Below are 26,566 nucleotides of genomic sequence, written 5' to 3'. Positions count from 1 at the left end.
TTACCCGATATGTCCAACGGAGTGTAATACCCAAACCAATACGAAACTCAGTAACACACCGACCGCACCCAATACCACACCAACGCGAGCCATCTGATTACTCTGCACATGCCCCGTCGCATGGGCCAGTGCATTTGGCGGTGTACTGATAGGTAATGACATGCCGAGTGAGGCCGCAAAGGTCACCACTAGAATAAGCGTCACTTCGCCGCCTAATGGCGTTAGTGACGTCATTGATGCACCTAATGCTGCCATGATCGGCATCAGTAAGTTTGCTGTCGCCGTATGGGACATGAAGTTAGCCATTAACAAACATAGGAAAGCTGCACCAAATAACACCAAGTAAGGAGAGAAATCACCAAATGGAATGCTGTGTACAACCAATTTCGCTAGGCCTGTTTTGTCTAATGCTAGACCTAAGGCAATACCACCAGAAACTAGCCACAGGACATCCCAAGAGATTTTTTTGAGGTCTTCTTTATTGATGATCCCTGTAATAGAGAACACCGCAACAGGGATCAAAGCTACTGTATATGAATTCATACCGTGCGATGAGCCCATCAGCCACAGTAATATGGTTAGACCAAATGTGATATAGACAACTATCGCCTTTGGCGTTTTGAGAAACTTGCCTTTAATTGACAGCTCAATCCTTTGCTGCTCAGCTTTGTACAAGCTATTGATCAAAAACCACGCTAACGCCATCATCACAACGACAAAAGGCACACCAAATGCCATCCATTCGCCAAAAGAGATATACGCATCTCCCACTAAATACTTAAGAGCAATCGCATTTGGTGGTGTGCCGATTGGAGTTCCGATACCCCCAATATTTGCCGCGACAGGAATACATAACGCAAACGCGATACGACCAGGGTCCTTTGGCCCAAACACGGCGATGACTGGAGTTAGAATTGACAACATCATTGCTGTGGTTGCGGTATTTGACATGAACATTGAGAAAATAGCGGTGATCAACATTAAGCCAAGCATGACAAATTTGGGGTCTTGACCAAATGGTTTGAGTAACACACGTGCTAAGTTGACATCTAAACGATACTTTGTTGCCGCCATCGCCAAAAAGAAGCCCCCTAGAAAAAGCATAATAATGGGGCTGGCAAAGGTTGCCATGATTTCGTTGTATTTCAGCAACTCACCAAAATGCGGCTGCCCTTCCTCAAGACGAAAAAGTACGATTCCCTTATTCGAGAGCATTAATAACTCAAGAACGATGATGACAACCGACGTGGCATAGATTGGGATCGGTTCAAACACCCAACATAAAGCTGCCAATAAGAATATGGCGATAACTCGTTGTTGAATAATGGTGATGCCCTCAAATGGAAATGCAGACAATGGCATCAACAGAACAATGAGAGGAATGATGATTGGGACAATATACTTACTAGACAAACGCATGATACGACAACTCTTCCTGAGACAGACATAAGGCGATTGAACTGATTCGCAGTTCTGTCACCTACCCGGCATCTTCTCGCTACCTCAAAAGAGGGATATGGCGTTAGATCAATGAATTAGGTTTCACTATCAAATAGGTATAAAAAATGTGCTTTGCCTCTAAGTTTTCTTGGCAATAAAAAATGCATTCACCAATTGCGCAAACGTTTGCTTTTCAAAAAATTATCAGTATGATCCCGGCAACTCTCTTATTTCCATTACTTTTTTGAGGTATCCCATGTTTGGTTCTGCTACCCGTGAAAGTGCTACTCGCGTTTTGTTACTTGGCTCTGGTGAGCTGGGTAAAGAAGTAGCCATTGAATGTCAGCGTCTTGGCTTAGAAGTTATCGCATGTGACCGCTACGCTGATGCACCTGCAATGCAAGTCGCGCACCGCAGCCACGTGTTGGATATGCTCGACGGCGATGCACTGCAACGTATTATTGAGTTGGAAAAGCCTGATTATGTCGTTCCTGAAATTGAAGCGATCGCCACAGACAAGCTGGTAGAGCTAGAAAAAACTGGCTTAAACGTAGTCCCAACGGCAAAAGCCACTAAGCTGACAATGAACCGTGAAGGTATCCGCCGTTTAGCTGCCGAAGAACTCGAATTGACTACCTCTCCTTATCAATTTGCAGATAGCTATGAAGAATTTGTCGCCGCTGTAGCAGCCGTTGGTACACCATGTGTTTGTAAGCCCGTGATGAGCTCTTCTGGCAAAGGGCAAAGCGTCATTAAAGCCCCAGAAGATATTGAAAAAGCATGGGAATACGCACAAGAAGGCGGCCGAACGGGTGCAGGTCGTGTGATCGTTGAAGGTTTTATCGACTTTGATTACGAAATTACACTGCTCACCGTCCGTGCAGTTGATGGCGTTCATTTCTGTGCACCTATCGGCCACCGTCAAGAAGATGGGGATTATCGTGAATCTTGGCAGCCTCAAGTGATGTCTGATGTTGCATTGAAAGCCGCAGAATACACGGCAGAGAAAATCGTAAACGCATTAGGTGGCTACGGTATTTTTGGTGTAGAGCTGTTTGTTAAAGGTGACAAAGTTATTTTTAATGAAGTATCACCTCGCCCACATGACACAGGCTTAGTCACTTTGATGTCACAAGACATGTCTGAATTCGCCCTTCACGTTCGTGCTTTCACGGGTATGCCGATTGCGGGTATCACTCAGTTTGGTCCAGCAGCTTCTGCGGTTATCCTTGGGCAAGGAACCTCTTCCAACATTCGTTTCGAAGGCCTTGAACAAGCCCTAACCTCACCAAACACTCAGCTCCGTCTATTTGGCAAACCAGACATTGATGGACGTCGACGCTTAGGGGTCGCAATCACTCGTAGAGATAGCATGGAGCAGGCGATTGAAGACGCTATTGATAGCGCAGGGAAAGTGAAAGTCCTCTACTAAAATCGCGACTAAATGAAAAACGCTTGCCAATGGCAAGCGTTTTTTCGTGCTTAAGCACTTTCGATTAAAAAGACTTCTTCCGCAAATCGGCTCAACCCTTTTTTAGCAATTTTAGGATGTGTTTCATCCGCATCATCACGAAACAGCTGTGTAATTTTATAACCACTAAACAAATTCTCTACCTCAGTTTTCGTGACTGAAAACGGAGGTCCCGCCATCTCCTCTTGCGGATAATCTAATGTTATCAGCAAAATCCGTCCACCTGGTTTAAGTAGCCTTTTCAGTCGCTCAACATACTCAAGGCGCATTTCTAGCGGTAAAGCAATTAAAGCAGCTCTGTCATAGATGATATCGACCGGCTGCACTGGTGCAGTAAAATAATCACCGGTATAAATCGACAATTCATCAAACTGATACAGCTCATGTTGGTTCGCTACAGGTGTTACCGTCGGGGTATAAAAATGCTCGGCAAAAAACGCGCGCACTGCGATTTGGCTTAACTCTACACCTTGAACCTCATAATGCTTTGTCGCGAGCCACACGAGATCTTCTGATTTACCACATAAAGGAACAAAGACGGCGTCTTCTCGCTGTGGCTTAGTATGATGCCAATAGTTGATGAGCAGTGGGTTCACATCGTCGAGGTGAAATCCAATTTGGTTGGCGGCCCACTTGTTATGCCAAAATTCGGGGTCTCTCATCGTTTTATTCTCGTATTTTTTGAATGACTTTACCCGGTCTAGCCTAAACCAATTCAACGCCGAGATGAAGCTGTCAAAATAATTCATCTTGGGTTCAGAATCGTTATTTATACTCTGTTACGACTTAACGATGAACCTTAAAAAAGAAAACCACTCTAATCCTATGTATTTGAGACGCGGTTCATAGTTTACGAATTGTTCGATTTTGAGGGATTGGAAGTCCGATTTTCAACCCCATAAAGAAAACAGAGACTCAGATTTGTTGGCAACGATTTCCTTTAAGTTTCCTTTTTTAAGCCACTACAAATCTAAGGAGAGTGAATGAGCTTATTCTTGCGTACTACGGCATTAATGCTTTTAGTATTGAGCCGAGCACCTGCATTCGCCGCTATTCCCATGGCGCCAAGTAGTGACGGCAACCGGGCAACCAATCAAAATGAAGTGTGTTCTAAGGCATTTAAACACAACCTCAGCGGCCTTTATGGCATTCAATCGATCAATTCAACACCTCTACAGCCTTACTCGGACTTTGATGTTCTCTACAGCAAAGCACATCAGGCTCAGTTTGAGTTAGAAACCATCTGTAAAAGTACGGCTCTACTGACCAACACCGATGCATACTTTGCTGGCGTAAAATCTTCTCATCGCGCTAAAGAAAAAATCGCCTTGGAGTTAGATAATAAACCAGAAAGAATTACTGACTTAGCGCGCGCAACGATTGTTGCTGATGATGTAGCAGGAGTAATGGAAGCGTACGAAGTTCTCAATCGAGAAACGACCATTGTGAAAGTCAAAAACCGTTTTAAGAAGCCTGCCGCATCTGGTTATCGCGATTTAAACGTATTGGTTCAGCTACCAAAAACTCAGCTGATTGCAGAGGTTCAAATTCATTTGAAGGCCATTGCTGATGTAAAAAGTGGCCCTGAACATGACCTATATGAAAGGATCCAAAAGCTTGAACGCTCTGCTTCACTGCAAGAACGTGCGTTATCTGAGATTGAACTGGCACAGATTAAAAACATGCGCCGAGAGTCACGCGAGCTGTATCAAAATGCATGGCAACCCTACATAACAACGCATTTATCCGCCGCTTAGAAAACCAAACCATGATAATAAAACCAGCGTAAGCCACGCTGGTTTTTTATTGCCCATGATCTTCATTCGCCCACTATAGTTAAGTTATCGTCGTAAAGTAGTGAGGCGAAAATGGTCAACAAACGCCTGTTAGTTGTTGTCACGTTAACATTTGGGTTTGCTCTAAGTAGCCATGCTCAAGTTGAATACGGTCCGTTACAAACTTATTCACAATCCCCTTTTCAAACCAATGCTTTATCCCCCCAGCTGCGCTCTGGGTTCTCATTACCTATTGATGAAAAAGAACTGTTTATTACCGGAACAATCGCCAGCATCTGGGCCGTCACAGAAACGTACGAGCTGGATTACTACCAAAACCAAATCGCACTGGGAGGGACATGGCAATTGAACGCAAAGTGGCAATTGGCACTTAATTATCGCTGGAACTACGCAGGCAATAACCATCTGGATGGATTAACCACCGCATTCCATGGCGCCTTTGGCTTAGATCAAAATGGCCGCAAAGATGTGGATGAAAATCGCTTTGTGATCAGCATTCCTGAATACGACATTGACGAAGCTAATTTTCGAGGCAAAACATTAAGTAATGCGCTCACGCTCTACGCTCAATACCAACTCATTGAAAAGGCTCATCATGGCGCATCACTTGGCTTATCTTGGTATTTCAACAATGCCGATCAAAGTATTCTGAGCACTAGCAAGTTTCAACAAGCCTTACAAATAAACTATGGCTATATAAGAAATCAACATCGTTTGGATGCCATTGTTAGCTTTACCTGCCGTCATTCTTCGGATGTTCTAGGCAGCTTTCCGACAAAAGAAACCACACTGTCAACAGGCTTAAGTTATCGATATCGATTTTGGCAAGATCACCAACTCATTGGTCAGTTGATGGTGTATGAAGGTATATCGGAAGGACGAGACGAGTTTTCAAAACCCGCAACGGAATTTACATTAGGTTACCGCTATCAGTTTGAACACTCAGCAGTAGAACTTACAGCAACGGAAAACATGTTTAATGCAGACAACAGCACCGATATCGCGTTTTCTCTTGGATATCGGTACCGTTTTTAATGGTCTACACCGCTAGCACACGAGCGACAGCAGCTTGGATCTGAGCATCACTTGCGTCACAAGGCAGGGTAAATGACACATATTGATCACCACGACCAAATGAGCGATCGACTTCTGCTAAGCAATGCATTTGGTAGCCATCCAAAATAAATGACAGTTCGATTTCTTTTTTATTGATGAAACCACTATTGCGGAATTCAATTTCTTGATAGCAGCCAGATTTAGATGAAAACGAGCCACCACGAAGGTATCCTTTTTCGACATCAGCTTTCACCATAGCAAGCCCTGCCTGTTCAATTGCCGCAATGACTTTTCCAGCAACAGGAAGTGGTTTCACTTCAACAAAATCACGATCTTTAGGGTCGATGGCGAAATCAATATCTAAGGTTGTTTCCAACCAAACATGACATTGGTTTTTAAGTGCATTTAACGCCGTAATCGGTGTTTCATCGTCTAACTTTAACTCAAAAGCAACTTGCTTATTCTCACCGGGTTGAATCACAAATGGTTGAGTTGCTTGCAATTGGCCGAGTAAAAAGTCTTGGTAGCTACTGCCACTATCAGATTCCACTTTCATTTCCGTACACAACTTAAGTTTGATTGCATCGACTTGTTGTTCAACATCTCCACCTTGAATGTGCACATGGCCCTTCAACGTGTCACCTTGATAAACGGACATGCTTTCCAAAATGGTATCAACCTTTGCTGCTCCTATCCCTAAAGACGCTTTCAATTTACCAAACATTGTGAATCCTTATACTTCCTTTTTAGTTCAATATCGATTTACACGTCTATCATAATGAATGCAAGAGATTTACTACCATCGCTTCATTTACGCCAATTTTCGCTACTCAATTTGGCCCTACCGCACAAAAGCTCTATTTAAACTTGCAAATTGTCGGCAACTTAACAAACATTTGTATAGTCAATTAAATCGAGAGATAGAATGAGTAACTCACCGCTTTATTTGCAAATTAAGCAGTATATTTCAAACAAAATTGAATCTGGTCAGTGGCCTATCGGTCATCGTATTACTACCGAATTAGAACTCACTAAGCAGTTCCAAGTAAGTCGTATGACGGTGAACAAAGCTATCCGAGATCTTGTTGCCGAAGGAAAATTGCAGCGCAGACCACGCGCTGGCACTTTTGTTTGTGCTCCAGACGATAAAGCCGAATCGCCTTTGCTTGATATACGTAATATTGCAGAAGAAGTAGCTCAACGAGGTAAGTCATATCACAGCCAAGTTGTTAAACATATGGCGATCAAAGCGAATGAAACAACAGCAATAAAGCTAGGTGTGATGTTAGGCAGCCAAGTGTTCTATAGTGAGATTATTCACTTCGAAGATAAGACCCCTATTCAGCTTGAACTACGTTGGGTAAACGCCGCTTACGCACCTGACTACATGAAGCAAGACTTTTCAACTACCACACCAAACCAATATCTTTCGCAAAATTGTCCGCTCAGCGCCATAGAACATACTGTGGAAGCAATTGTGGCTGATGAGCACGTCCGCACCTCGCTTAAACTGTCAGCCAACGAACCATGTCTATTGCTTAACCGCCGTACATGGAGTGAAGATAAGCTTGTGAGCTCTGCATTGCTTTATCATCCCGGTACTCGATACAAATTAAGTTCTAAAGTCCTCCTACAGTAAAGCATATTCTTCTATTTATTGATCACATTTCCGCAACATTCACCTTGATCAATTAACGGCTCCATACCATTATTTGTATATACATTTAAGAGCCGAGACCATCATGAGTAAGCCCGACGATTTCGCATTAACCAACGCACGCCTAGTCACAATGGCAGACGGACAGCAAGGATATGCCGTAAGTGCGCCTCAAACCATTCTTGTCCGTGATGGAAAGATTGCTGATATCACAACGGGTAATGCTGAAAATGCACTGGCTTCGTATGACTGTGAACAACGCATTGTGACTCCCGGTTTCATTGACTGTCATACACACCTCATTTATGCAGGAAGCCGTGCAAATGAGTTTGAAATGCGCCTGCAGGGCATTCCTTATCAAGAAATCGCTCGTCAAGGAGGTGGAATTCTTTCTACTGTTAAAGCCACGCGATTAGCAACGCAAGATGAATTGGTTGAGCTTGCACTGCCCAGATTAGATGGCCTTATCCGAAGTGGCGTCACCACCATTGAAGTCAAATCTGGGTATGGATTAAGTGTAAAAGATGAAATTAAGATGCTCAGAGCAGCAAAGGCATTGCAAGATCATCGTGCCATTCATATTTCAACCACGCTCTTAGCAGCACATGCCCTGCCACCAGAATATCAAGGCAAAGCCGATCGCTATATTGATCTGGTGTGTCATGAAATCATCCCGCAGGTTGCAGAAGAAAAGCTCGCCTGTAGCGTAGATGTATTTTGCGAATCGATTGGCTTCGATTTACCCCAAACCGAACGAGTTTTTCAAACAGCGATAGCCTATGGCCTAAATATCAAAGGTCATACTGAGCAGCTATCTAATCTCGGCGGCAGTGAACTCACCGCAAAATATGGCGGATTGTCGGTTGATCATATTGAATATTTAGATAACAAGGGTGTCCAAGCACTGAGCAATTCCAACACCGTTGCCACCCTACTTCCCGGTGCGTTCTACTTCCTCAAAGAAACTCAGCTACCTCCTATTGATGCGCTAAGGGAACATAACATTCCTATTGCACTGGCGACCGATCTCAATCCAGGCACCTCACCTTTTGCAGATTTGACTATGATGATGAATATGGGCTGCACATTATTTGGCCTTACCCCTGAAGAAACATTAAGGGGGGTAACATGCCACGCAGCGCAAGCCCTCGGTTTGGAAACATCCCGAGGAAGAATCCAACCCGGTTATGATGCAGACCTAGCCATTTGGAACGTTTCTCACCCAGCAGAACTTAGCTATCAGGTGGGTATCCCTCAGCTTTCTGCTCGGCTGGTGAAGGGAGAATTACGTCATGTCTAATTCCATCAATATCAATCAAGATTTTCATTGGCAAGGCCGTCACGACCCCGAAGATGGCAATGACGGAAAACGCGTCCACCATGTAATTAAACAGCTTCGCTATCAAGAACTACAACCTTACCGCAATGGCGTCAGTATACTTGGCTTTGCCTGTGACGCAGGTGTTGCCCGAAACAAAGGCCGTATTGGCGCAAAAAAAGCGCCAGATTTGATTCGGCGCGCATTGGCAAATATGGCATGGCACAACGATTCCACTCTGATTGATTTGGGTAACATCGTCTGTGAAGATGATTTACTTGAGAGTAGCCAATCAAGTTGTGCCGATGTGATTGCTCAGGCATTGCACTCAACTCCAGTGATTACATTGGGTGGTGGTCATGAGGTGGCTTGGGCTTCTTTTCAAGGGCTAGCCCGATATTTCAAATTCTTAAACCCTGCTAAGCCTCCAAAAATTGGCATCATTAATTTTGATGCCCACTTCGACTTGCGTGCTTTTGAAAGCACACACGCAGAAGTGAAACCCAGCTCGGGAACCCCTTTTAATCAGATTTACGATTTCTGCCAGAAGAATGAATGGCCGTTTCATTATGCCTGTCTCGGTGTAAGCCGAGCGAGCAATACACAAGCGCTATTTAACCGAGCTGATGAGCTAAATGTTTGGTATGTGGAAGATAAGGATCTAGCGCATTTAAACCATATTTATCACCTCACGCAGCTGCAACACTTTATCGACAACTGCGATTTTCTCTATCTCACCATCGATCTTGATGTCTTCCCTGCGGCCACGGCCCCTGGAGTCAGCGCTCCAGCCGCTCGTGGTGTAAGTATGGATACACTTGCCCCCTTTCTTGATCGCATTTTGCACTACAAAGACAAGCTGGTCATTGCTGATATTGCCGAATACAACCCAACTTATGATGTTGACAGCCAAACTGCACGACTCGCCGCTCGTTTGTGTTGGGACATCGCAAACGCCTTTGCAGAAAAGAAAACCTTATAACAATCCAATAAAACAGATACGTGAAACACAAGGAGTCTAAAATGACGGAACGCCAAGTAGAAGATAAACGTCTCGATACCGAACGCGTGATTCGTGCCCCTCATGGCAGTAAATTGAGAGCGAAATCTTGGCTAACAGAAGCACCTCTTCGCATGCTGATGAACAACCTCGATCCTGATGTTGCTGAACACCCACATTCACTTGTGGTGTACGGTGGCATTGGCCGTGCTGCCCGCAACTGGGAGTGCTATGACAAGATCGTCGAAGTGCTAGAAAGACTTGAAGACGACCAAACGCTACTTGTTCAGTCAGGAAAACCCGTTGGTGTCTTCCCAACGCATGCAAACGCTCCTCGTGTTTTGATTGCAAACTCAAACCTTGTCCCTCATTGGGCAAATTGGGAGCACTTTAATGAGCTCGATAAGCAAGGTTTGATGATGTATGGTCAAATGACCGCAGGAAGCTGGATTTACATTGGCTCACAAGGCATCGTACAAGGCACCTATGAAACCTTTGTAGCTGTGGCTAAACAGCATTTCGACGGTGTTGCAAATGGCAAATGGATCCTGACTGGCGGACTTGGCGGTATGGGAGGAGCACAACCTCTTGCTGCAACCATGGCTGGCTTTTCAATGATCGCTGTGGAATGTGATGAAAGCCGTATCGATTACCGTCTACGTACAGGTTATGTAGATAAAAAAGCCACAACACTTGATGACGCACTTGCTATCATCAAAGCCTCAGAGACACCCGTTTCGGTTGGCTTGTTAGGTAATGCAGCTGATGTTTTCCCTGAGTTAGTAGAACGTAACATCATACCCGATGTCGTGACCGATCAAACCTCTGCGCATGACCCTTTAAACGGCTATCTACCCATTGGTTGGTCAATGGAACATGCTGCCCAAGTACGATTGCAAGATGAAGCTAAGGTAATCAAAGCAGCAAAAGCCTCAATGGCGATCCAAGTACAAGCCATGCTTGACTTACAAGAACGCGGTGCAGCAACGCTAGACTACGGCAACAACATCCGTCAAATGGCGCTAGAAGAAGGCGTGGAAAACGCATTTAATTTCCCGGGATTTGTGCCAGCTTACATTCGACCTCTTTTTTGCGAGGGTATTGGGCCATTCCGCTGGGCAGCACTCTCTGGTGACCCTGAAGACATTTACAAAACCGACCAAAAAGTAAAAGAACTCATCCCTGACAACCCCCACCTACACAACTGGCTAGACATGGCTCGTGAACGTATCCAATTCCAAGGTTTGCCTGCACGTATTTGTTGGGTTGGCTTAAAAGATCGTGAACGTCTTGGTCAAGCATTTAATGAGATGGTCAAAAATGGTGAACTGAAAGCGCCCGTTGTGATCGGTCGTGATCACCTTGATTCAGGCTCCGTTGCTAGCCCTAACCGAGAAACTGAAGGCATGCTGGATGGCTCTGATGCTGTGTCTGATTGGCCATTATTGAATGCTCTGCTCAATACAGCTGGCGGTGCTACTTGGGTTTCTCTGCACCATGGCGGTGGTGTAGGTATGGGATTCTCACAACATTCAGGTATGGTGATTTGCTGCGATGGTAGCGATGATGCATCTCAACGTATTGCTCGCGTGCTACACAATGACCCAGCGACTGGTGTGATGCGCCACGCTGATGCAGGTTACGACATTGCCAAACAATGTGCTGCTGAACAACAACTTGATTTACCGATGCTCAATCAAGAACTGCAAAAGCTTAAATGAAGGAGATGGCAATGTTGAACTTAACCTTAACCCCAGGCTCACTGGGTTTAAAGCACCTACGTCAAATTAGTCGTTCTCCTGTGAACTTGTCACTTGATGCAAGTGCTATTCCCGCCATCGAAGAAAGCACGCGTGTTGTTGAACAAGTCATCGCTGAAGAACGTACGGTTTACGGCATCAACACAGGCTTTGGCTTATTAGCGAATACTAAGATCGCACCGGAAGATTTAGAGGTTCTGCAAAAAAGCATCGTACTCTCGCACGCGGCGGGTATTGGTAAATTGATGTCAGATGAAACCGTTCGCTTAATGATGATTCTAAAAATCAACAGCTTAGCTCGCGGCTTTTCAGGCATTCGTCTACAAGTGATTCAAGCGCTGATTGATCTCGTCAATTCACAGGTTTACCCATGCGTCCCTCAAAAAGGCTCCGTTGGCGCTTCTGGTGACTTAGCCCCTCTAGCCCATATGAGTACGGTTTTACTTGGTGAAGGTCAAGCTCGCCACAATGGTAAGGTGATTCCTGGTCTTGAAGCACTCAAAATTGCCGGTCTAGAACCGATCACACTCGCACCTAAAGAAGGCTTAGCGCTATTAAACGGGACTCAAGCCTCCACCGCCTTTGCGTTAGAAGGACTCTTCGCTGCAGAAGATCTGTTTGCTTCTGCTACCGTGTGTGGTGCGATGACGGTTGAAGCAGCGCTAGGCAGCAGACGACCTTTTGACCCTCGTATTCATCGTGTACGTGGTCACCGTGGACAAATGGATTCTGCTGCGGCCTACCGTCATCTATTGGACAACACTAGTGAGATTGGAGAATCGCATACAAGCTGCGAGAAAGTACAAGACCCTTACTCGCTGCGCTGCCAACCTCAAGTAATGGGCGCTTGCTTACAACAAATTCGAAATGCAGCGGACATTCTTGAAGTGGAAGCAAACTCTGTATCAGACAATCCCTTAGTTTTTGCAGATGATGGCGACATCATTTCTGGAGGTAATTTCCACGCTGAACCTGTCGCAATGGCCGCGGATAACTTGGCATTAGCGATTGCAGAAATTGGTAGCTTATCTGAGCGCCGCATGGCGTTACTTATTGATAGTGCTCTATCGAAACTCCCCCCATTCTTGGTTGATAACGGCGGTGTTAACTCGGGCTTTATGATTGCTCAGGTGACATCGGCAGCTCTTGCCAGTGAGAATAAAACACTTGCTCATCCAGCGTCTGTCGATAGCCTCCCGACTTCTGCAAACCAAGAAGATCATGTATCCATGGCAACCTTTGCGGGTAGAAGGTTACGTGATATGGGTGAAAATACACGTGGCATATTGGCCGTTGAATATTTAGCGGCGGCGCAAGGGTTAGACTTCCGAACGCCAAATAAGTCCTCTACTCGTGTAGAAGAAGCAAAGCAAATCTTGCGTGAAAAAGTACCTTTTTATGATAAAGATCGCTACTTTGCTCCTGACATTGAGCAAGCCAATACACTGTTAAAATTAGCGGTACACAACCACTTAATACCTACCAATATTTTGCCAAGCTTTTAGTTTAAAGGGTTCCCAACGGAACCCTTTTTCTTACCTATGTCAGAATTTTGCAATTGCTCCACTGGATGGACCATTAAACGGTGGAACTCATATATAATTCATCGCAGTTTTGGCTATATAGCGTACATTATGTTTTTAACACCTTACTTTTCGAATCAAGAGCACCAATTTCAATTCACTCGCCAACAAGCAAGTCATTTTGCAAAAAAAGTAGCGGGTGACTTCAACCCTATCCACGACGAAGACAACAAACGCTTTTGTGTTCCTGGTGATTTATTGTTTGCAGTATTGCTAAGCAAAGAAGGCATCAGCCAAAAAATGCGCTTCGATTTTTCTGGCATGGTTGGCGATGGCATTGCATTGAACATCGAAAATAAGTGTGAAAAAGAAGCCGCTGTTGTTGATACCAATGGTAAAGAATACCTACACATGAAACGTGAGGGCGCAGTAAGCCACAACGCTGACTTTATCGAACATGTTGTTACAAAGTATGTGCAGTTTTCTGGCATGAACTTCCCACACATCATGGTTCCACTGATGGAAGAGCAACAAATGATGATCAATTGTCAGCGTCCGTTAGTGATTTATGAAAGCATGGAAGTTGAATTTGAACGCCTAGATCTGACTCATCCAGAAGTCGAGTTTAGCGGTGCAACTTTTAACGTGGACGGAAAACGTGGTGTTGTTACCCTTAACTTTGAGTTTAAGGAAAACGGTGAAGTTGTTGGCAAAGGCATGAAACGCATGGTTGCAAGTGGCCTGAAACCATATAACCAAGAGAATATCGATGATTTAGTAAACCGCTTTAATGAACGTAAAGACGGTTTTCTAGCGCAATTTGAAGCTGCTGCGTAAACACCATACTATTTGAGTCAAAGTACAAACTCTCTTTAATAAAGCCACCAATTTATTTGGTGGCTTTATCGTTTTTGCTCTAAGCGATCTTTACCGGTACACGCTGGCAAACTAAAAATCTAAACATAAGCAGCCATACTAACCAAATATTAAAGGCACCACCCCCGCTATCGGCACTATTGTTGACACTAGAGGATTCAGAACTCGGAACTTCGCTTGATTCATTTAAACGAAAATTCCTTAGGTATACCGTGTCTTGACCGTCGCTGATTGAATCATTTTTATAATACTCAAATTTCAAGGTGTTATTTTCATTATGAAACTGAATTGTTCGGCTTTCTTCTATCTCACCAGATAAGGAGTCCAATAATTTCCCATTTAATGAAACATTGAGCTTATCAAAATACCTTTCCGATGAGATTTGAATATCTAGACTTAAAGTTCCTTTAGATAAACCAGTGATCACCAGTTCTGATAATTCATTATTTGACACGTCACCTGACTGTAGCCCATTTGAAATCTTTTCCCAAGGGTTGTCATTCAGATATATTGATATATTTCTATTATTCGGTAATAAATTAAGTAATTCATCGTCTGCTTTATTTCTATAATTAATACTTACAACTGAAGGTAATGTAACGATATTTTTTCCAGTATTAACTCGCGCGTTTACTTGATAGCTTAAATCCCCAACACTCCACGACGTACTATTTACCGTCACAGAACACCATTCTTGCGGAAGAACCAATGCTTGATAACATCCATTTTCTAGAATGTTCGCGTCTCCACTCCCTTCAACGACAACATTAAACGAGTCAAAGTAAATCGTTTCTTGGGTATTATTCTGATAGTCGAGTGTATAAGAAACTGCTCCTAAGCTTTTATAGCCAAGCTCAATATCTTGCGGGTAGATAACTCCTGAGGTGTGCTCTTCAATCCATTTAGAAAAATACGAAATGTCTGTGTACACACCATACGTATTGATATCCCCACATTGATAGCTTCCCCAACTGACAATACCGAGTTGCTTGTATACCCCTTTTTCTGCATACACGATAGGCCCACCACTATCTCCTCTGCATGAGTCGTATCCATTAATTTCAGGCCTCCCAGCACAGAAATTGTCTGCGCCAACATTCGCAAAAACAGGGTTTGCTGCACATGTTGAATCACTTTTATAGTTCACGTTAACCTGCATTAAGCCATCACTACGAGTGTTACTTCCTGTTGGGCTTTGAGTCCCCCAACCGATTACGGTTAATAATGAATCCTCAACCATTTCTTGAGACTTATTCGCCGGAGCTAACACAACGCTCGGAGCTTCAATGGAAAGCACTTGCCGTTCTAGCTCTATGATTGCGATATCATTACGTAATGAACGGGCTTCATAAGCCTCATGGATTCGGAATTTTTTAGCCGCAAGTCTGATACCTTCATCTGCTTCCTTACTGAGCGTGTGAATGCCAACCACGAGCTCGATGTCATCTTTTGTCACTTTTGTTAAACAGTGGGCCGCTGTAATAACATATTTTTGTTTATATAATGTTCCAGCACAAAACTGCCCGAATAAAGCACTGCTGTTTTTTGCCACGATCGCCACCATATATGGCCAATCATCAACTTTTGAAAGTTTACCATTAATAATTCTGGGCTCCACGACTGTCAATGACCATGAATAAAACGGAATGAATAAACAATACAAGACTAACCAATTAAGTTTACGCATAATGGTACCCTCTTAACCATATTAAATATGATATATGCACAACTGACTATTATTAATTATTTTTTATTATTATTTCTTATTAACAAACATTATTCCATTGCGTTCAAATTTGTTTGTTTCAATATGAATTAATAAGTAAAAATTAAATGTTCAATTGAATTATCGACTGTGCTTATTGTTTCTTTAGGGAAAAATGAAAGAAGTACTATATGAAAGCATTAAGCTTAATTAACAATAATTATTGCTGGGCGATCAGATTATTCAAAAATTCTAAGTATTAAAAACCCGCATAAGCGGGTTTTTGTTCAAGGTTAGTTTAATCGACGTCGCGCCAAGAGTAATAAACTCATTAAGTAGATTAGGCCAAGAGAACCACCGCCACTACTATCACCACCACTCTGTGAAGAAGAATCTTCAGAACTCGTTGAAGAATTAAACGCTATATTTGTGAGAAAGACACCATCTTCACCTTGATCAATCGAGCCATCTTTTACGTATTCCAATTTCAATCGGTTGGAATCAGAATGGAAAGTAACAACAATAGGGGTTTCGTACTCACCACTTGTGGACTCCACTAAATTACCGTTGATATAGGCTTTGAAATAATCAACGTACTCAGTTGATACTTTCAAATCAAACGTCATTTCACCACTTGGAATACCATCAATAAGAATCATAGATGTCTCGTTTGCACCAATATAGCCAGAACGGATACCACTTGAGTACGGAAGCCATTCATGATCGTTACTGTAAACCCCGTCGTTTGGTACGTTTACTGCGTTGACTAGGGTTGATGAAGCTTGATTGGCCACTTCAAAAGCAAGTGTCAGGTATACGTCCTTATACCCATTTTGTTCATAAGAAACATATAAGCTTTCTTCATACGAACCATAGTTGCCCGGAGTAATCAGAACGGTCACATTACAAGTTTCGCCAGAGTTTAGCGTACCTTTGACACTGCAAGTGTTGTTGGTTATTGAACTAACTTGACTAACACTAAAATTGTATTGATTAAATGTAATCGGGTTATCAGAGTAGTTTGCCAACGTGTAAGTATGTGAGAATGCACTATGCGGTAGTATCCCGAGATCTTGACTCGGTTTGTAACTTAAACTGGAAGTATTTCTCTCAATCCAATCAGTGTAGTAACTTAAGTTTGTGTATACACCATACTTATTTGCTTCTCCGCAACGTGCACTCCCCCAACTCACGATCCCCAGTTGAACCCCTGAGTTTTTCACAATAAGTGGACCACCACTGTCACCGCGGCAGGAATCATACCCTTCTTGAGGTAGTCCGGCACAAAAGCTAACGCTATCTTTACTGCTCGAAACACCATGAACCTCAAAGCATTTTTGTTGATCGACTAACTGAATATCCACTTGTTGTAATTGGTTTGGTCTTACATGAATCCCTTCCGGCTCTGTGGTTCCCCAACCTGCAACCGTCAACCATGTATCAGCTGGTGTATTATTTCGAGTACTTGAAGCTGCTAAAGTTACTGGCGTTGCTTCATGAGACTCAAGCTCGCGGGATAGCTCGACGATAGCAATATCATTATCTAACCAATATGATGAATAGCTCCCATGAACATAAATACTGTTTACACTAACGCGAGCCCCACCTGAATTTAGATCATCGGTATTTACCAACACTTCAATTTGCTGTGCATCAACGCCATCAACACAATGTGCCGCAGTCAAAATGTAGCGTTTACCAATAAAGCTACCGCCACAAAATTGCCCATCAAAGTTATTCTTGCCAGCTTCAACTAATGCCACCATATACGGCCAGTCATAGGATGAAGCTGGCGTTCCATCAATAATTCTTGGAGCAACATCCGTCGCCAAAGCCAGACTCGGTATTGTTAAACAGCTCATCGCCATCAGCGTGGCTAGATTATTTCTCATGACAACCATTCCTTTGTTTGTAACATTCTGATTGGTAAATGTTATTCATCTAAATGGAGAGAAACAATCGAACAACAAAAGTTTAGTGATATACAGGTCGGGGCAAGGTTTTAAATGCGACGCAGTTCATATCGAGAGTGACATGTATTCCAAGTTAATTTGCAATAACGCCGTTAATAGAAATAAAAACACCCGCATAAAGCGGGTGTTTTCCATTTTGTTTGTATTAGGCTTGACGACGTCGGAATAAAAGCCCTAGACCGAAAAGTGTCAATAAGCCAAACGAACCACCACCGCTATCAGATGGCGTTGCTTGGCTACTGTGTCGCATTGAGTGAATGGTAACTTTGTCGCTATTCATTGCATTTGAGCCATCTTTTACATAAAAGACTTCAAGCTTATTGCCGCTGATATTGCTTAAAGGCAATTCAAGTGTTTGTCTATCAACTCCCGTCATGCGCTTGATGAAACCACCATTTACAAAAATGAACGCATCATCATACCCAGGCTCACTTGAAACTGAAATGTCGACAGTTAAGCTACCTTGAGGAATTCCCGTAATAATTAGGGCTGATTCTTGGCGATCACCGATCGCAGCAGAACTCAACTCGCTCCCTTCTACTCGCCACTCAAAACCGTTACTAAAGACATTTGCCTTAGGTATGGAAACCGCATTCGCGAGTCCTGAAGAAGCGACTTGACGGCCTTCAAAGTAAACTCTTGATTTGATTGGAGCCCAACCTTGGTCATTATTCATCACCAATTCAGCATGAGATTGTCCATAATCACTGATGGTGTAGTTAATTGTTACGGAGCAGCTAGAGCCTGATGCAATTGGTTGATCGCAGGTAGAAGAAACGATGCTTCCTCCTGTCACCGTTGGTGAACTGAGGGTAATACTATTCCCTGTGTTATTTTCATAAACAAAACTATATTCATAACTACCCAGAGCCTGAACATCTGCCCAGTTTATTTGGTCATAGCTGAAACCACTGGTTTTTTCTGCAATCCAATCGGCAAAATGGCTCACGTTAGCGTACACACCATACTGACCTGCTACAGCACATCCTTCACCCCAGCTAACGATACCCAACTGTTTGGCCACGCCACCATCATTCACAATGATCGGGCCACCACTGTCACCTTGACAAGAGTCTTTCCCACCTTGCTCAAGGCCGGCGCAAAATGCATTCACTTCAATCGAGGCATAATCATCACCCGCCCCTGTACATGCGTCTTGATTGATCAACTCAACATCAACTTGGTGTAGTTTTGAAGGCCCATCGAAAGCCGGCGATGGATCCATATCTCCCCACCCCATAACAGTCAGGGCTTGACCTGGAGCAAGAGCGTCTCTCAACGTCGACTCCGCGAGAGTAACCGCAGTTCCACCTGCAACATCTCTTTCTAATTCAAGAATAGCAATATCATTTTGCAATGCGCTGCTTTCATCGTAATCTTCATGCAAATAAATACGTTTAATTGCATATCGATCCGCATCTGTCGCAGACGCTAAATCTTGTTTACCGATGATCACTTCAATGTCTTGTGCCAAAGTATTGGTAAGACAGTGAGTGGCTGTCATTACATAACGCTCTCCGATATAACTCGCACCACAAAACTGGCCTTCTCCACCACTTTTACTCGCTTTAACTAACGCTGTTACAAACGGCCATTGGCCTGCCGGAGATTCCGTACCACCAATAATTCTTGGGGTTACATCTGACGCACTAGAAGAAAAAGACAGGCCCAAACAGCCTGCTGCCAACAAAACGGGAATTTTGTTTTCCATACATGGATTCCTTGTTAATAATAATTATTCCCGAAAATAATATTGACTCAATTTATAAAACACAATGTTATAGGACGTAATTTCATTCATCCGAATGATATGAAATTCAATTATGTGACACTTATCATTAACTGGTCAGACCCACCGCCTAACCTTATGTTTATATTGTAAATAATCATGTCCAAATAACCGCTCAAGCATCCGCTCCTCCGGTTGAATCTGAAAGCGATTCATGTACAGAACAAAGAATACTGGGCCCAATAAACAGAGGACATTTTGCAACCAAATGGCAAAACCAATAAGCAAAATCACTAAGGCTAAATACATTGGGTTTCGCGTATAAGCGAAGATACCTGAATCAACAACAGCAGACGCTGTTTCAATTTTCACCGGATTAACCGTCGTCCTAGCTTTTCGAAACTCATACACACCAGACAAGCCAACAAACCCAGCTAAAATTACTGCAATAAATAAAACCCACCCTGCATACTGAACTGTTACATGCATGCTATAAAACTCCCGAGCAAGCCGATACATCAACACCAACATAACGACAAAAAGTGCCACTGGTGGCACTTTTAATTCTAGTACCTTCATATTCCTCCTCCTGCAAAAAGCCCGGCAATTCGCCGGGCTATATTTTTAAACTAACTGAAGCAAAGCTTGCAACGGATGTTTGGTGATTAAGTTTTCAAAACGTTTGACTTGGCTTCGACATGAATATCCGGTGATCAAACAGCGCTCTTTGGGCAATTTGGCCAAGCTTGGTTGCCAACTCAAGCCATAGATGTCTTTTGACATCTCTAGCTTATCTACCTCGTGGCCAAACGTTCCTGCCATACCACAGCAGCCAACAGGGACAGTAACCAATTTGGCACCAAAGTGAGAGAAAATCGCACCCCATTCTTTCTCAGCGTTGGGGAGCTTCGTCTTCTCAGTACAGTGAGCCAGTAGATACCATTCATCAGATTTAGGTTCTGTACTTTGTTCAAATTCACCCAATTTCGGCTCTAGCCATTCATGAACGGTTAAAACCTCAAAATCGCCGCGTTTATCACCAAGGATCTCTTGGTATTCATCGCGATAACACAGAACCAATGCGGGGTCGACACCAACAAGTGGAATGCTTAGGTCGGCAACCTGCCCAAGAAACATGGCTGTGGTCTGCGCATTTTTAGCGAAACGTTGCAAAAAGCCTTTAATATGTTGTGCCTTACCATTTGGCTTAAATGGCAATAGAACTGGTATTTTTCCAAGCTTAATAGCCAGTTTAGCAAAATCCTCGACCACACTCGCATCATAGAAACTAGTAAAAGGGTCCTGAACAATCAATACCCGTTGTGCCTTGTCTTCTTTCGACATCGCGGCCAACGTCTGCAAATCAAACTCTTCAAGATCCGTGAGCCTTTGCTTTAACGTAGGGACTGACATCAATGGCGCATCAATGTAACCAACCGTTGATGCTGTCAATTGCTGAACCCATTTCTGCTTAAGCACGCCATTGACCACTTGGGGTGCTTTAGCCATCAATGGCAACATGGTTTCAATGTTAGCCACCAAATAATCCTTCATTGGTCGCTGGTATCTTGAGTAGTAAATATTTAGGAATCGAGAGCGAAAGCTCGGAACATCCACTTTAATCGGACATTGACTCGCACACGCTTTGCACGCTAAACAACCATTCATGGCTTCATACACTTCATGAGAAAAATCATATTCATGCCGTTTGTTGAGCGAATTTCTCACTCGTTCTATCAACGTTTTGATGGAAGCGGTTGAATCTAGAGCCTGTTTTTCTAAATCGAGAATATCGACGCCTTGTTCGGTCAGTTGGCGCAACCATTCACGAACAATACCAGCCCTTCCTTTTGGTGAATGGCGACGATCGGCCGTTACCTTCATAGAAGGACACATCGGCGATGAGGTGTCGTAGTTAAAGCACAGACCATTGCCATTACATTCCATCGCCTGCTTAAAACTGTCTCTAACCTGAACGTCTATTTGTCGATCAAAGTAACCACGTTTTGTATCTGACACTTTGACGAGTTCAGCATCACTGTTTAACGGCGTACAAATTTTACCCGGATTCATTTTATTGTGAGGGTCAAAGGCAGCTTTTACTCGTCGAAGCTCAGTAAATAGCTCTTGCCCAAAGAACTCAGGTCCATACTCAGAACGGAACCCTTTACCATGTTCGCCCCACATCAGGCCACCATATTTGGCAACAAGCTTGACCACTTCATCAGAAACGTCATGCATCAAACGTTCTTGCTTGGGATCACACAGATCCAGCGCTGGCCTAACGTGAAGCACACCCGCATCCACATGCCCAAACATGCCATAATTAAGTGCTTTCGAATCAAGCAGCTGACGAAATTCAGCGATAAAGTCCGCCAGATTTTCGGGAGGTACACACGTATCTTCCGCAAAAGCAACAGGCTTAGCACGGCCTTTAGCAGCACCAAGTAGACCAACCGCCTTCTTACGCATGTTGTAAATACGTCCAATTGAGGCTAAGTCACTACAAACTTGATAACCAATAATCCCGGCCTCTCCCGCCTGCATCATCGCATCTAATTTGTCGCAAAGCGCCTGCACTTGGCGATTGACTTCTGCTTCATCTTGCCCAGCATATTCAACCATATTGATGCCGAGCATTTCTTTGCCTTCGACATCCGTCAATAAGTCGCTCACCGTATGCCAAACAATATCTTGCTTAGCGAGATTGAGTACTTTTGAATCGATGGTTTCAACTGATAAGGCATCGGCCGCCACCATAAACGGCGCATTCCGTAAAGCAGCATCAAAGCTGTTGTATTTCACATTGACTAGCGTACGCAGTTTAGGAATGGGGGTGAGATTTAGCTTCGCTTCGGTGATAAAGGCAAGTGAGCCTTCGGCGCCACACAACACTCTTGTGATATCAAATGCATCGTCTTCGGTGATGGCATTTTTTAAGTCATAACCTGTTAAAAACCGATTTAATGGTGGAAACTTAGCCGTAATTTGCGCGCGCTTATCGCGGCACACTTGTTCCGTCACTTTAAGGGCATGAAATGCGTACTCACCTTCTTCGGGTAAGCCATGACTCATATCGGATTCTAATATCGAACCATCCGCAAAAACCGCTTGTAGCGATAAAACATGATCTGACGTTTTGCCATATTTCAAAGAACCCTGCCCCGAAGCATCAGTATTGATCATGCCGCCGAGCGTTGCTCGGTTGCTGGTTGATAAATCCGGAGAGAAGAAAAAACCATAGGGCCTTACGGCATCATTGAGCTGATCTTTCACCACACCAGTTTGGACTCGGACCCAACCTTCGTCTGGGTTAACTTCCAGTACCTTGTTCATATGACGAGAAAGATCAACCACCACACCTTTGGTCAAAGACTGTCCGTTTGTTCCAGTACCACCACCTCGCGGTGAAAACGTGACTCGCTCATAAGCCGTGGCCGTGCTCAATTTGCCAATTAAAGCCACATCTTGCGTCGATTTAGGATGAACAACCGCTTGAGGAAGTTGTTGGTATACACTGTTGTCTGTTGCAACAGCTAAACGGCTAGAATATTGAGTTTCAATGTCGCCAGTAAAACCTGCATTGCGCAGCTCTTCCAAAAAATTTTGTACTACTGGGTCGACATCAGAATGGATATGAAGTCTTGGTAACATTTGCTTCCTGCCCTCTACTGCGCTGATCCGATCAGCTCAGGGTTCCTATTATTTAATAATCTTTTTGAATTTCGTCACTTTACAACATTTAAAAGGGTGATCAAAACAGAATCTCAGTGACAGAATGGAACTTCTCGCATTTCTTTCCCACACTTAAATATCATCAATTAGAGAAATAAGTGTGTTTTTATGAGTGATAACAAAATGAAGAAAAATAAAGTCGTAACTACTGAAGATATACTGCTTAAGCTTTGCCAATCTGTCTCAACCGTATTGAATTCTGCCACTGATTCAAATATTACCTATTCTGCCATGGTGCAGAAGATCACCAAAACCAGCTTGAAACCTGACTTTGGTTGCTTTGTTCTGTTTGATGGTGGCTTCTCTGGTCTCGTCGTAATTAACTTCACTTCCAAAGCCGCTCTTGAGGTTTACACCAACTATATGCGCAACATGGGTATGCCAGAAGAAGAGCTCGCAGTCTTACATACCTCAGATGAAGTTGGTGATGTACTTGGTGAGTTGATGAATCAAATCGTCGGTGATTTTACCAATAAAGTGCGTAAGCAACTGCAAACACACATCACTCAAAATCAACCTAAGATGTTGTCTCTAAACAAACAGGTGAACTTGTCGGTTGATACTAATCTTGATAGACCACAAGCGCGAAGAGTGACCTTCTCGACTGAAGGTAATAACATTTTCTATCTTGAACTTGCGATGGATAAAACGGAATTTATTCAGTTGGAAGAATTCGATGAAGCTCAGGATGAATGTCCTGATAGCATCTTTGAACAAACCCAGCAGCAGATGCAGTCTAAGAAGGAAACAAAGGCAGCAGCCAATGAAGGTGCATCCAATGACCTCCTAGATGAGCTAGGCATCTAACCTTTTGAAACGGACGGTACTGTTCATTCAGTGCCGTTTTTCCCGCTTATTTATTTCAACTTTATTTCAGAACACGTTAAAATAGTCGACTTTGCAAAATTAAAGAGCCTTGCTGTCGTCGATGGATAAACAAAAAGCCCTCAAGAAAATCGCTAAATGTCTTGAACTTGGTAACTCAGCAAATGTAAACGAAGCCGCTAACGCTATTAAGATGGCCCACCGTTTGATGTTGAAATATGGCCTCGATAAAGACGACATCGAATTCATCAAAATGGGCAAAACGCAGTCTTCTCATCTCCTACCTACCAGTATTAGTTCATTGCTGCTACGCATTATCCGTGGCATTAATACTAAGTTTGGTGTTGAGGCGGTATTGCTCAATCACAAAGGCCTTAAGCGTGTTGAATTTATTGGTGAAGCTGACAGAGCCATCTTTGCGGCATTCGCTTTTGACATCATTTATCGTGAAATGAATGAACAAACAGGTAAATTTCGCAACAGCTTTGCCGGAACTGGTACATCAAGCACCGAAGTGTCTCGTAGAGTAAACTCATTCGTATCAGGCTGGGTAGAAGGTGCATTAGAAAAGCTCCCCATCATCACACCAGATGAAGAATCCGCAAAAAAGATCGATAGCTATATCGACAAAGAGTTCCAAAACATCGACCGTGAAACCTTTAAACAACAGTTAAAAGAAGCGATGAAAAACATCACGGAAGATTATGAAGTAGGATTAAAAAAGGGCCGTACTGTGTCCGTAAGCCGTCCTATAAACGGTGCTCAAGCACCAAAAATGCTACGCTAAACAAGCCACTTTAGTTCTACTAGGTAAATATTCAGTCAAAAAATAGGTCTTAAGTTTGACATGGATGCCTCAAAAAGGTTTATTTGGCGCAATTTCGAGAACACATGGAGAACATTCTGTGAAAAAGATTACTTTAGCTCTTGCTGTCGCTATTGCTCTTTCGGGTTGTCAAGCAACACAACGTCAAAACGCAACGACAGGTGAAACGGAAACAAACTCAGCGACTAAAGGCGCGATCATTGGAGCGCTGACTGGTGTGGCCGTTGGCCTTGCGACGGGTGATGATGCCAAAGAGCGTCGTAAGCATGCTCTAATCGGTGCCGCAGGTGGTGCTGCCGTTGGTGGTGGTGTTGGTTACTACTTCGACCAACAAGAAGCGGCTTTACGTCAAGAGCTACTCAACTCTGGCGTACAAGTAGAGCGTGTTGGTGAAAACCAACTTATCCTTCGTATGGAAAATGGCATTGGTTTCCAAACAGCGTCATACCAACTTGATTCAAGCATTCACAACACGCTTCGCGGTGTCGCACGCATTCTGGTTGAATACCCTGACACTAGCCTTGTGATTGAAGGTCATACCGATAGCACTGGTAGCGACACTACAAACCAAGTTCTATCAGAACGCAGAGCCGAGTCTGTACGCACATACTTAGTGCAGCAAGGTGTTGCAGCTGGTCGTGCCATCGCTCGTGGTAACGGCGAGCGCTACCCACGCTGTTCAAACGACACAACATCTGGCCGTGCATGTAACCGTCGTGTAGAAATTCAAATTCTTCCGCTAAAATAATACTATTCAGAGTTAGCCTTCGGGCTAACTCTATCTTCCTGCTGACGTGTCATTCATATACTAGGGATTGGTATTCTTTTGAGAAGATTGACTCTTTTACTCACCATTCTTTCTAACTTCGCCTTTGCCTCATCTGTAGATGAGTTACTCCCTCTTGCTGAAAAAAACGACGCAGTTGCTCAATACGAATTGGCGGAATTATACCGTTTAGGCGAAAGTACAGCGCGCTCTTACCAAGAAGCATTTTACTGGTACCAACAAGCTGCTGAGCAAGGTCATGAGCTCGCAACCTTCGAACTTGCAAATCTATACTTTAAAGGGCTTGGAACAGAAGTCGATCAGACCGCTGGCCTTTATTGGTTAACAACATTAGCAGGCCAAGGGAACCGAAAGGCCCAAGTGGCAATTGCCACCATTTACGAAAATAGTAAAACTACACCTCATGCTCTTGAGATGGCAGAATTATGGTACCAAGTTGCAGCACCGTATGATGAGCAAGCAGAAGCGGCTTATGCACGAATTTTAGAGCGGAAGTTCAACCAAAGACGGGCAAAGCAAATTGCAGAGATAGACCAATTAGACGAAGCGTATGCTGAGCTAGATGTTAAAGCTTCTTCATCTGCATCACCTATGCTCACAAATAGCTCGGCTCTTATTGGTCTAGCATGCTCGTTATTATTGACGCTCGCTCTATCGTTGCTGCTTTGGCGCAAAAACAACAAATTGCAACAGCGCTTACACTTTGCGTCTAACCAATCTGACTCTCACTCAGAACAACTAGAAACGAAGATAAAAGAGCAAACAGCGACCATTCGCCAACAAAAAAGACAGCTGGAAACACTTTTTCATCAATTTAAAAAGCTTCAGTCATCCAAGCCGGCAACTAATCAGCCCTCACCTGAGCACAACAAGCTTTCCCTTGCTTGTGCCATGTTTGGTTTTAAAGCTAATCGGCTTCCTGATGAAAAAGCGATCAAAACACGCTTTAAGCAGTTATCAAAAATTTATCACCCCGATTTAAAAGGAAGTGAAGAAGAAATGAAACGGCTCAACAACGCACTGAAAATCATCCTGCATCACGTTAACAAATAGTTACAAGATTACACCTTTAGCAATAACATCAGTCAC

The 26,566-nt window shown here is 43.6% G+C and carries 21 protein-coding genes; 13 read left to right on the top strand and 8 right to left on the bottom strand.

The window, feature by feature from the left end; all coding sequences use genetic code 11:
* On the bottom strand, positions 1-1,419 hold the full coding sequence (locus ACQEXS_RS02500) for an SLC13 family permease (RefSeq protein WP_427012692.1): 1,419 nt from the start codon (positions 1,417-1,419) through the stop codon (positions 1-3).
* A 277-nt stretch (positions 1,420-1,696) separates the two neighbouring features.
* Here ACQEXS_RS02500 and purT point away from each other — a divergent pair, with 277 nt between their 5' ends.
* Entirely contained in the window at positions 1,697-2,872 is a 1,176-nt protein-coding gene (purT, locus tag ACQEXS_RS02495) for a formate-dependent phosphoribosylglycinamide formyltransferase (RefSeq protein ID WP_427012691.1), read from the top strand.
* Between the two features lie 50 nt (positions 2,873-2,922).
* Here purT and ACQEXS_RS02490 read toward each other — a convergent pair whose 3' ends face one another.
* Positions 2,923-3,573, bottom strand: coding sequence for a thiopurine S-methyltransferase (locus tag ACQEXS_RS02490; RefSeq protein ID WP_427012690.1), 651 nt, complete (start codon positions 3,571-3,573; stop codon positions 2,923-2,925).
* A 321-nt stretch (positions 3,574-3,894) separates the two neighbouring features.
* Here ACQEXS_RS02490 and ACQEXS_RS02485 point away from each other — a divergent pair, with 321 nt between their 5' ends.
* Positions 3,895-4,668 carry a phosphoribosylglycinamide formyltransferase gene (locus tag ACQEXS_RS02485; RefSeq protein WP_427012689.1) on the top strand — a complete coding sequence of 258 codons (774 nt, stop codon included), beginning with the start codon at positions 3,895-3,897 and terminating at the stop codon, positions 4,666-4,668.
* Positions 4,669-4,779: 111 nt separating this feature from the next.
* On the top strand, positions 4,780-5,742 hold the full coding sequence (locus ACQEXS_RS02480) for a DUF3187 family protein (RefSeq protein ID WP_427012688.1): 963 nt from the start codon (positions 4,780-4,782) through the stop codon (positions 5,740-5,742).
* Between the two features lie 4 nt (positions 5,743-5,746).
* On the opposite strand, the gene ACQEXS_RS02475 is transcribed toward ACQEXS_RS02480, so the two are convergent.
* Entirely contained in the window at positions 5,747-6,487 is a 741-nt protein-coding gene (locus ACQEXS_RS02475; protein WP_427012687.1) for a sporulation protein, read from the bottom strand.
* Positions 6,488-6,688: 201 nt separating this feature from the next.
* Between ACQEXS_RS02475 and hutC the strand changes: the two genes are divergently transcribed.
* The 6 genes from hutC (at position 6,689) to ACQEXS_RS02445 (ending at position 13,858) form a co-directional block, all read left to right on the top strand.
* The gene (gene hutC, locus ACQEXS_RS02470; RefSeq protein ID WP_367988932.1) at positions 6,689-7,402 is read left to right on the top strand and encodes a histidine utilization repressor; all 714 of its coding nucleotides are present in this window, start codon (positions 6,689-6,691) and stop codon (positions 7,400-7,402) included.
* A gap of 103 nt (positions 7,403-7,505) precedes the next feature.
* Positions 7,506-8,720: an imidazolonepropionase gene (hutI, locus tag ACQEXS_RS02465; RefSeq protein ID WP_427012686.1), complete on the top strand. Its 1,215-nt coding sequence runs from the start codon at positions 7,506-7,508 to the stop codon at positions 8,718-8,720.
* Positions 8,713-9,720 carry a formimidoylglutamase gene (gene hutG, locus ACQEXS_RS02460; protein WP_427012685.1) on the top strand — a complete coding sequence of 336 codons (1,008 nt, stop codon included), beginning with the start codon at positions 8,713-8,715 and terminating at the stop codon, positions 9,718-9,720. Before hutI ends, hutG begins: the two co-directional genes overlap by 8 nt.
* A 41-nt stretch (positions 9,721-9,761) precedes the next feature.
* Positions 9,762-11,459: a urocanate hydratase gene (gene hutU, locus ACQEXS_RS02455; protein WP_427012684.1), complete on the top strand. Its 1,698-nt coding sequence runs from the start codon at positions 9,762-9,764 to the stop codon at positions 11,457-11,459.
* An 11-nt stretch (positions 11,460-11,470) separates the two neighbouring features.
* Positions 11,471-13,003: a histidine ammonia-lyase gene (hutH, locus tag ACQEXS_RS02450; protein ID WP_427012683.1), complete on the top strand. Its 1,533-nt coding sequence runs from the start codon at positions 11,471-11,473 to the stop codon at positions 13,001-13,003.
* 129 nt (positions 13,004-13,132) lie between these two features.
* Positions 13,133-13,858: a DUF3581 domain-containing protein gene (locus ACQEXS_RS02445; RefSeq protein ID WP_427010154.1), complete on the top strand. Its 726-nt coding sequence runs from the start codon at positions 13,133-13,135 to the stop codon at positions 13,856-13,858.
* Positions 13,859-13,937: 79 nt separating this feature from the next.
* On the opposite strand, the gene ACQEXS_RS02440 is transcribed toward ACQEXS_RS02445, so the two are convergent.
* From ACQEXS_RS02440 to ydiJ, 5 genes are all read right to left on the bottom strand, one after another.
* The gene (locus ACQEXS_RS02440) at positions 13,938-15,584 is read right to left on the bottom strand and encodes a S1 family peptidase (protein WP_427012682.1); all 1,647 of its coding nucleotides are present in this window, start codon (positions 15,582-15,584) and stop codon (positions 13,938-13,940) included.
* Between the two features lie 311 nt (positions 15,585-15,895).
* Positions 15,896-17,494, bottom strand: coding sequence for a S1 family peptidase (locus ACQEXS_RS02435; protein ID WP_427012681.1), 1,599 nt, complete (start codon positions 17,492-17,494; stop codon positions 15,896-15,898).
* A 226-nt stretch (positions 17,495-17,720) separates the two neighbouring features.
* Entirely contained in the window at positions 17,721-19,286 is a 1,566-nt protein-coding gene (locus ACQEXS_RS02430) for a S1 family peptidase (protein WP_427012680.1), read from the bottom strand.
* Between the two features lie 135 nt (positions 19,287-19,421).
* Entirely contained in the window at positions 19,422-19,883 is a 462-nt protein-coding gene (locus ACQEXS_RS02425) for a methyltransferase family protein (protein WP_427012679.1), read from the bottom strand.
* A gap of 45 nt (positions 19,884-19,928) precedes the next feature.
* Positions 19,929-22,958 (bottom strand): D-2-hydroxyglutarate dehydrogenase YdiJ, encoded by a 3,030-nt coding sequence (gene ydiJ, locus ACQEXS_RS02420; RefSeq protein WP_427012678.1) that lies wholly within the window; start codon positions 22,956-22,958, stop codon positions 19,929-19,931.
* 204 nt (positions 22,959-23,162) lie between these two features.
* Between ydiJ and ACQEXS_RS02415 the strand changes: the two genes are divergently transcribed.
* The 4 genes from ACQEXS_RS02415 (at position 23,163) to ACQEXS_RS02400 (ending at position 26,530) form a co-directional block, all read left to right on the top strand.
* Positions 23,163-23,846: a DUF3334 family protein gene (locus ACQEXS_RS02415; protein WP_367989169.1), complete on the top strand. Its 684-nt coding sequence runs from the start codon at positions 23,163-23,165 to the stop codon at positions 23,844-23,846.
* Positions 23,847-23,967: 121 nt separating this feature from the next.
* Positions 23,968-24,651: a DUF2786 domain-containing protein gene (locus ACQEXS_RS02410; RefSeq protein WP_427012677.1), complete on the top strand. Its 684-nt coding sequence runs from the start codon at positions 23,968-23,970 to the stop codon at positions 24,649-24,651.
* 118 nt (positions 24,652-24,769) lie between these two features.
* Positions 24,770-25,438 (top strand): OmpA family protein, encoded by a 669-nt coding sequence (locus ACQEXS_RS02405; RefSeq protein WP_367988920.1) that lies wholly within the window; start codon positions 24,770-24,772, stop codon positions 25,436-25,438.
* 78 nt (positions 25,439-25,516) lie between these two features.
* Complete coding sequence (locus ACQEXS_RS02400) at positions 25,517-26,530, top strand: tetratricopeptide repeat protein (protein WP_367988919.1); 1,014 nt, start codon at positions 25,517-25,519, stop codon at positions 26,528-26,530.
* Positions 26,531-26,566: the final 36 nt, after the last annotated feature.

The sequence above is a fragment of the Vibrio sp. TRT 17S01 genome, assembly GCF_050113695.1.
Lineage (GTDB): Bacteria > Pseudomonadota > Gammaproteobacteria > Enterobacterales > Vibrionaceae > Vibrio.
Note: the sequence above shows the minus strand (reverse complement) of the source record. Positions and strands in the feature narration are given on the sequence as shown.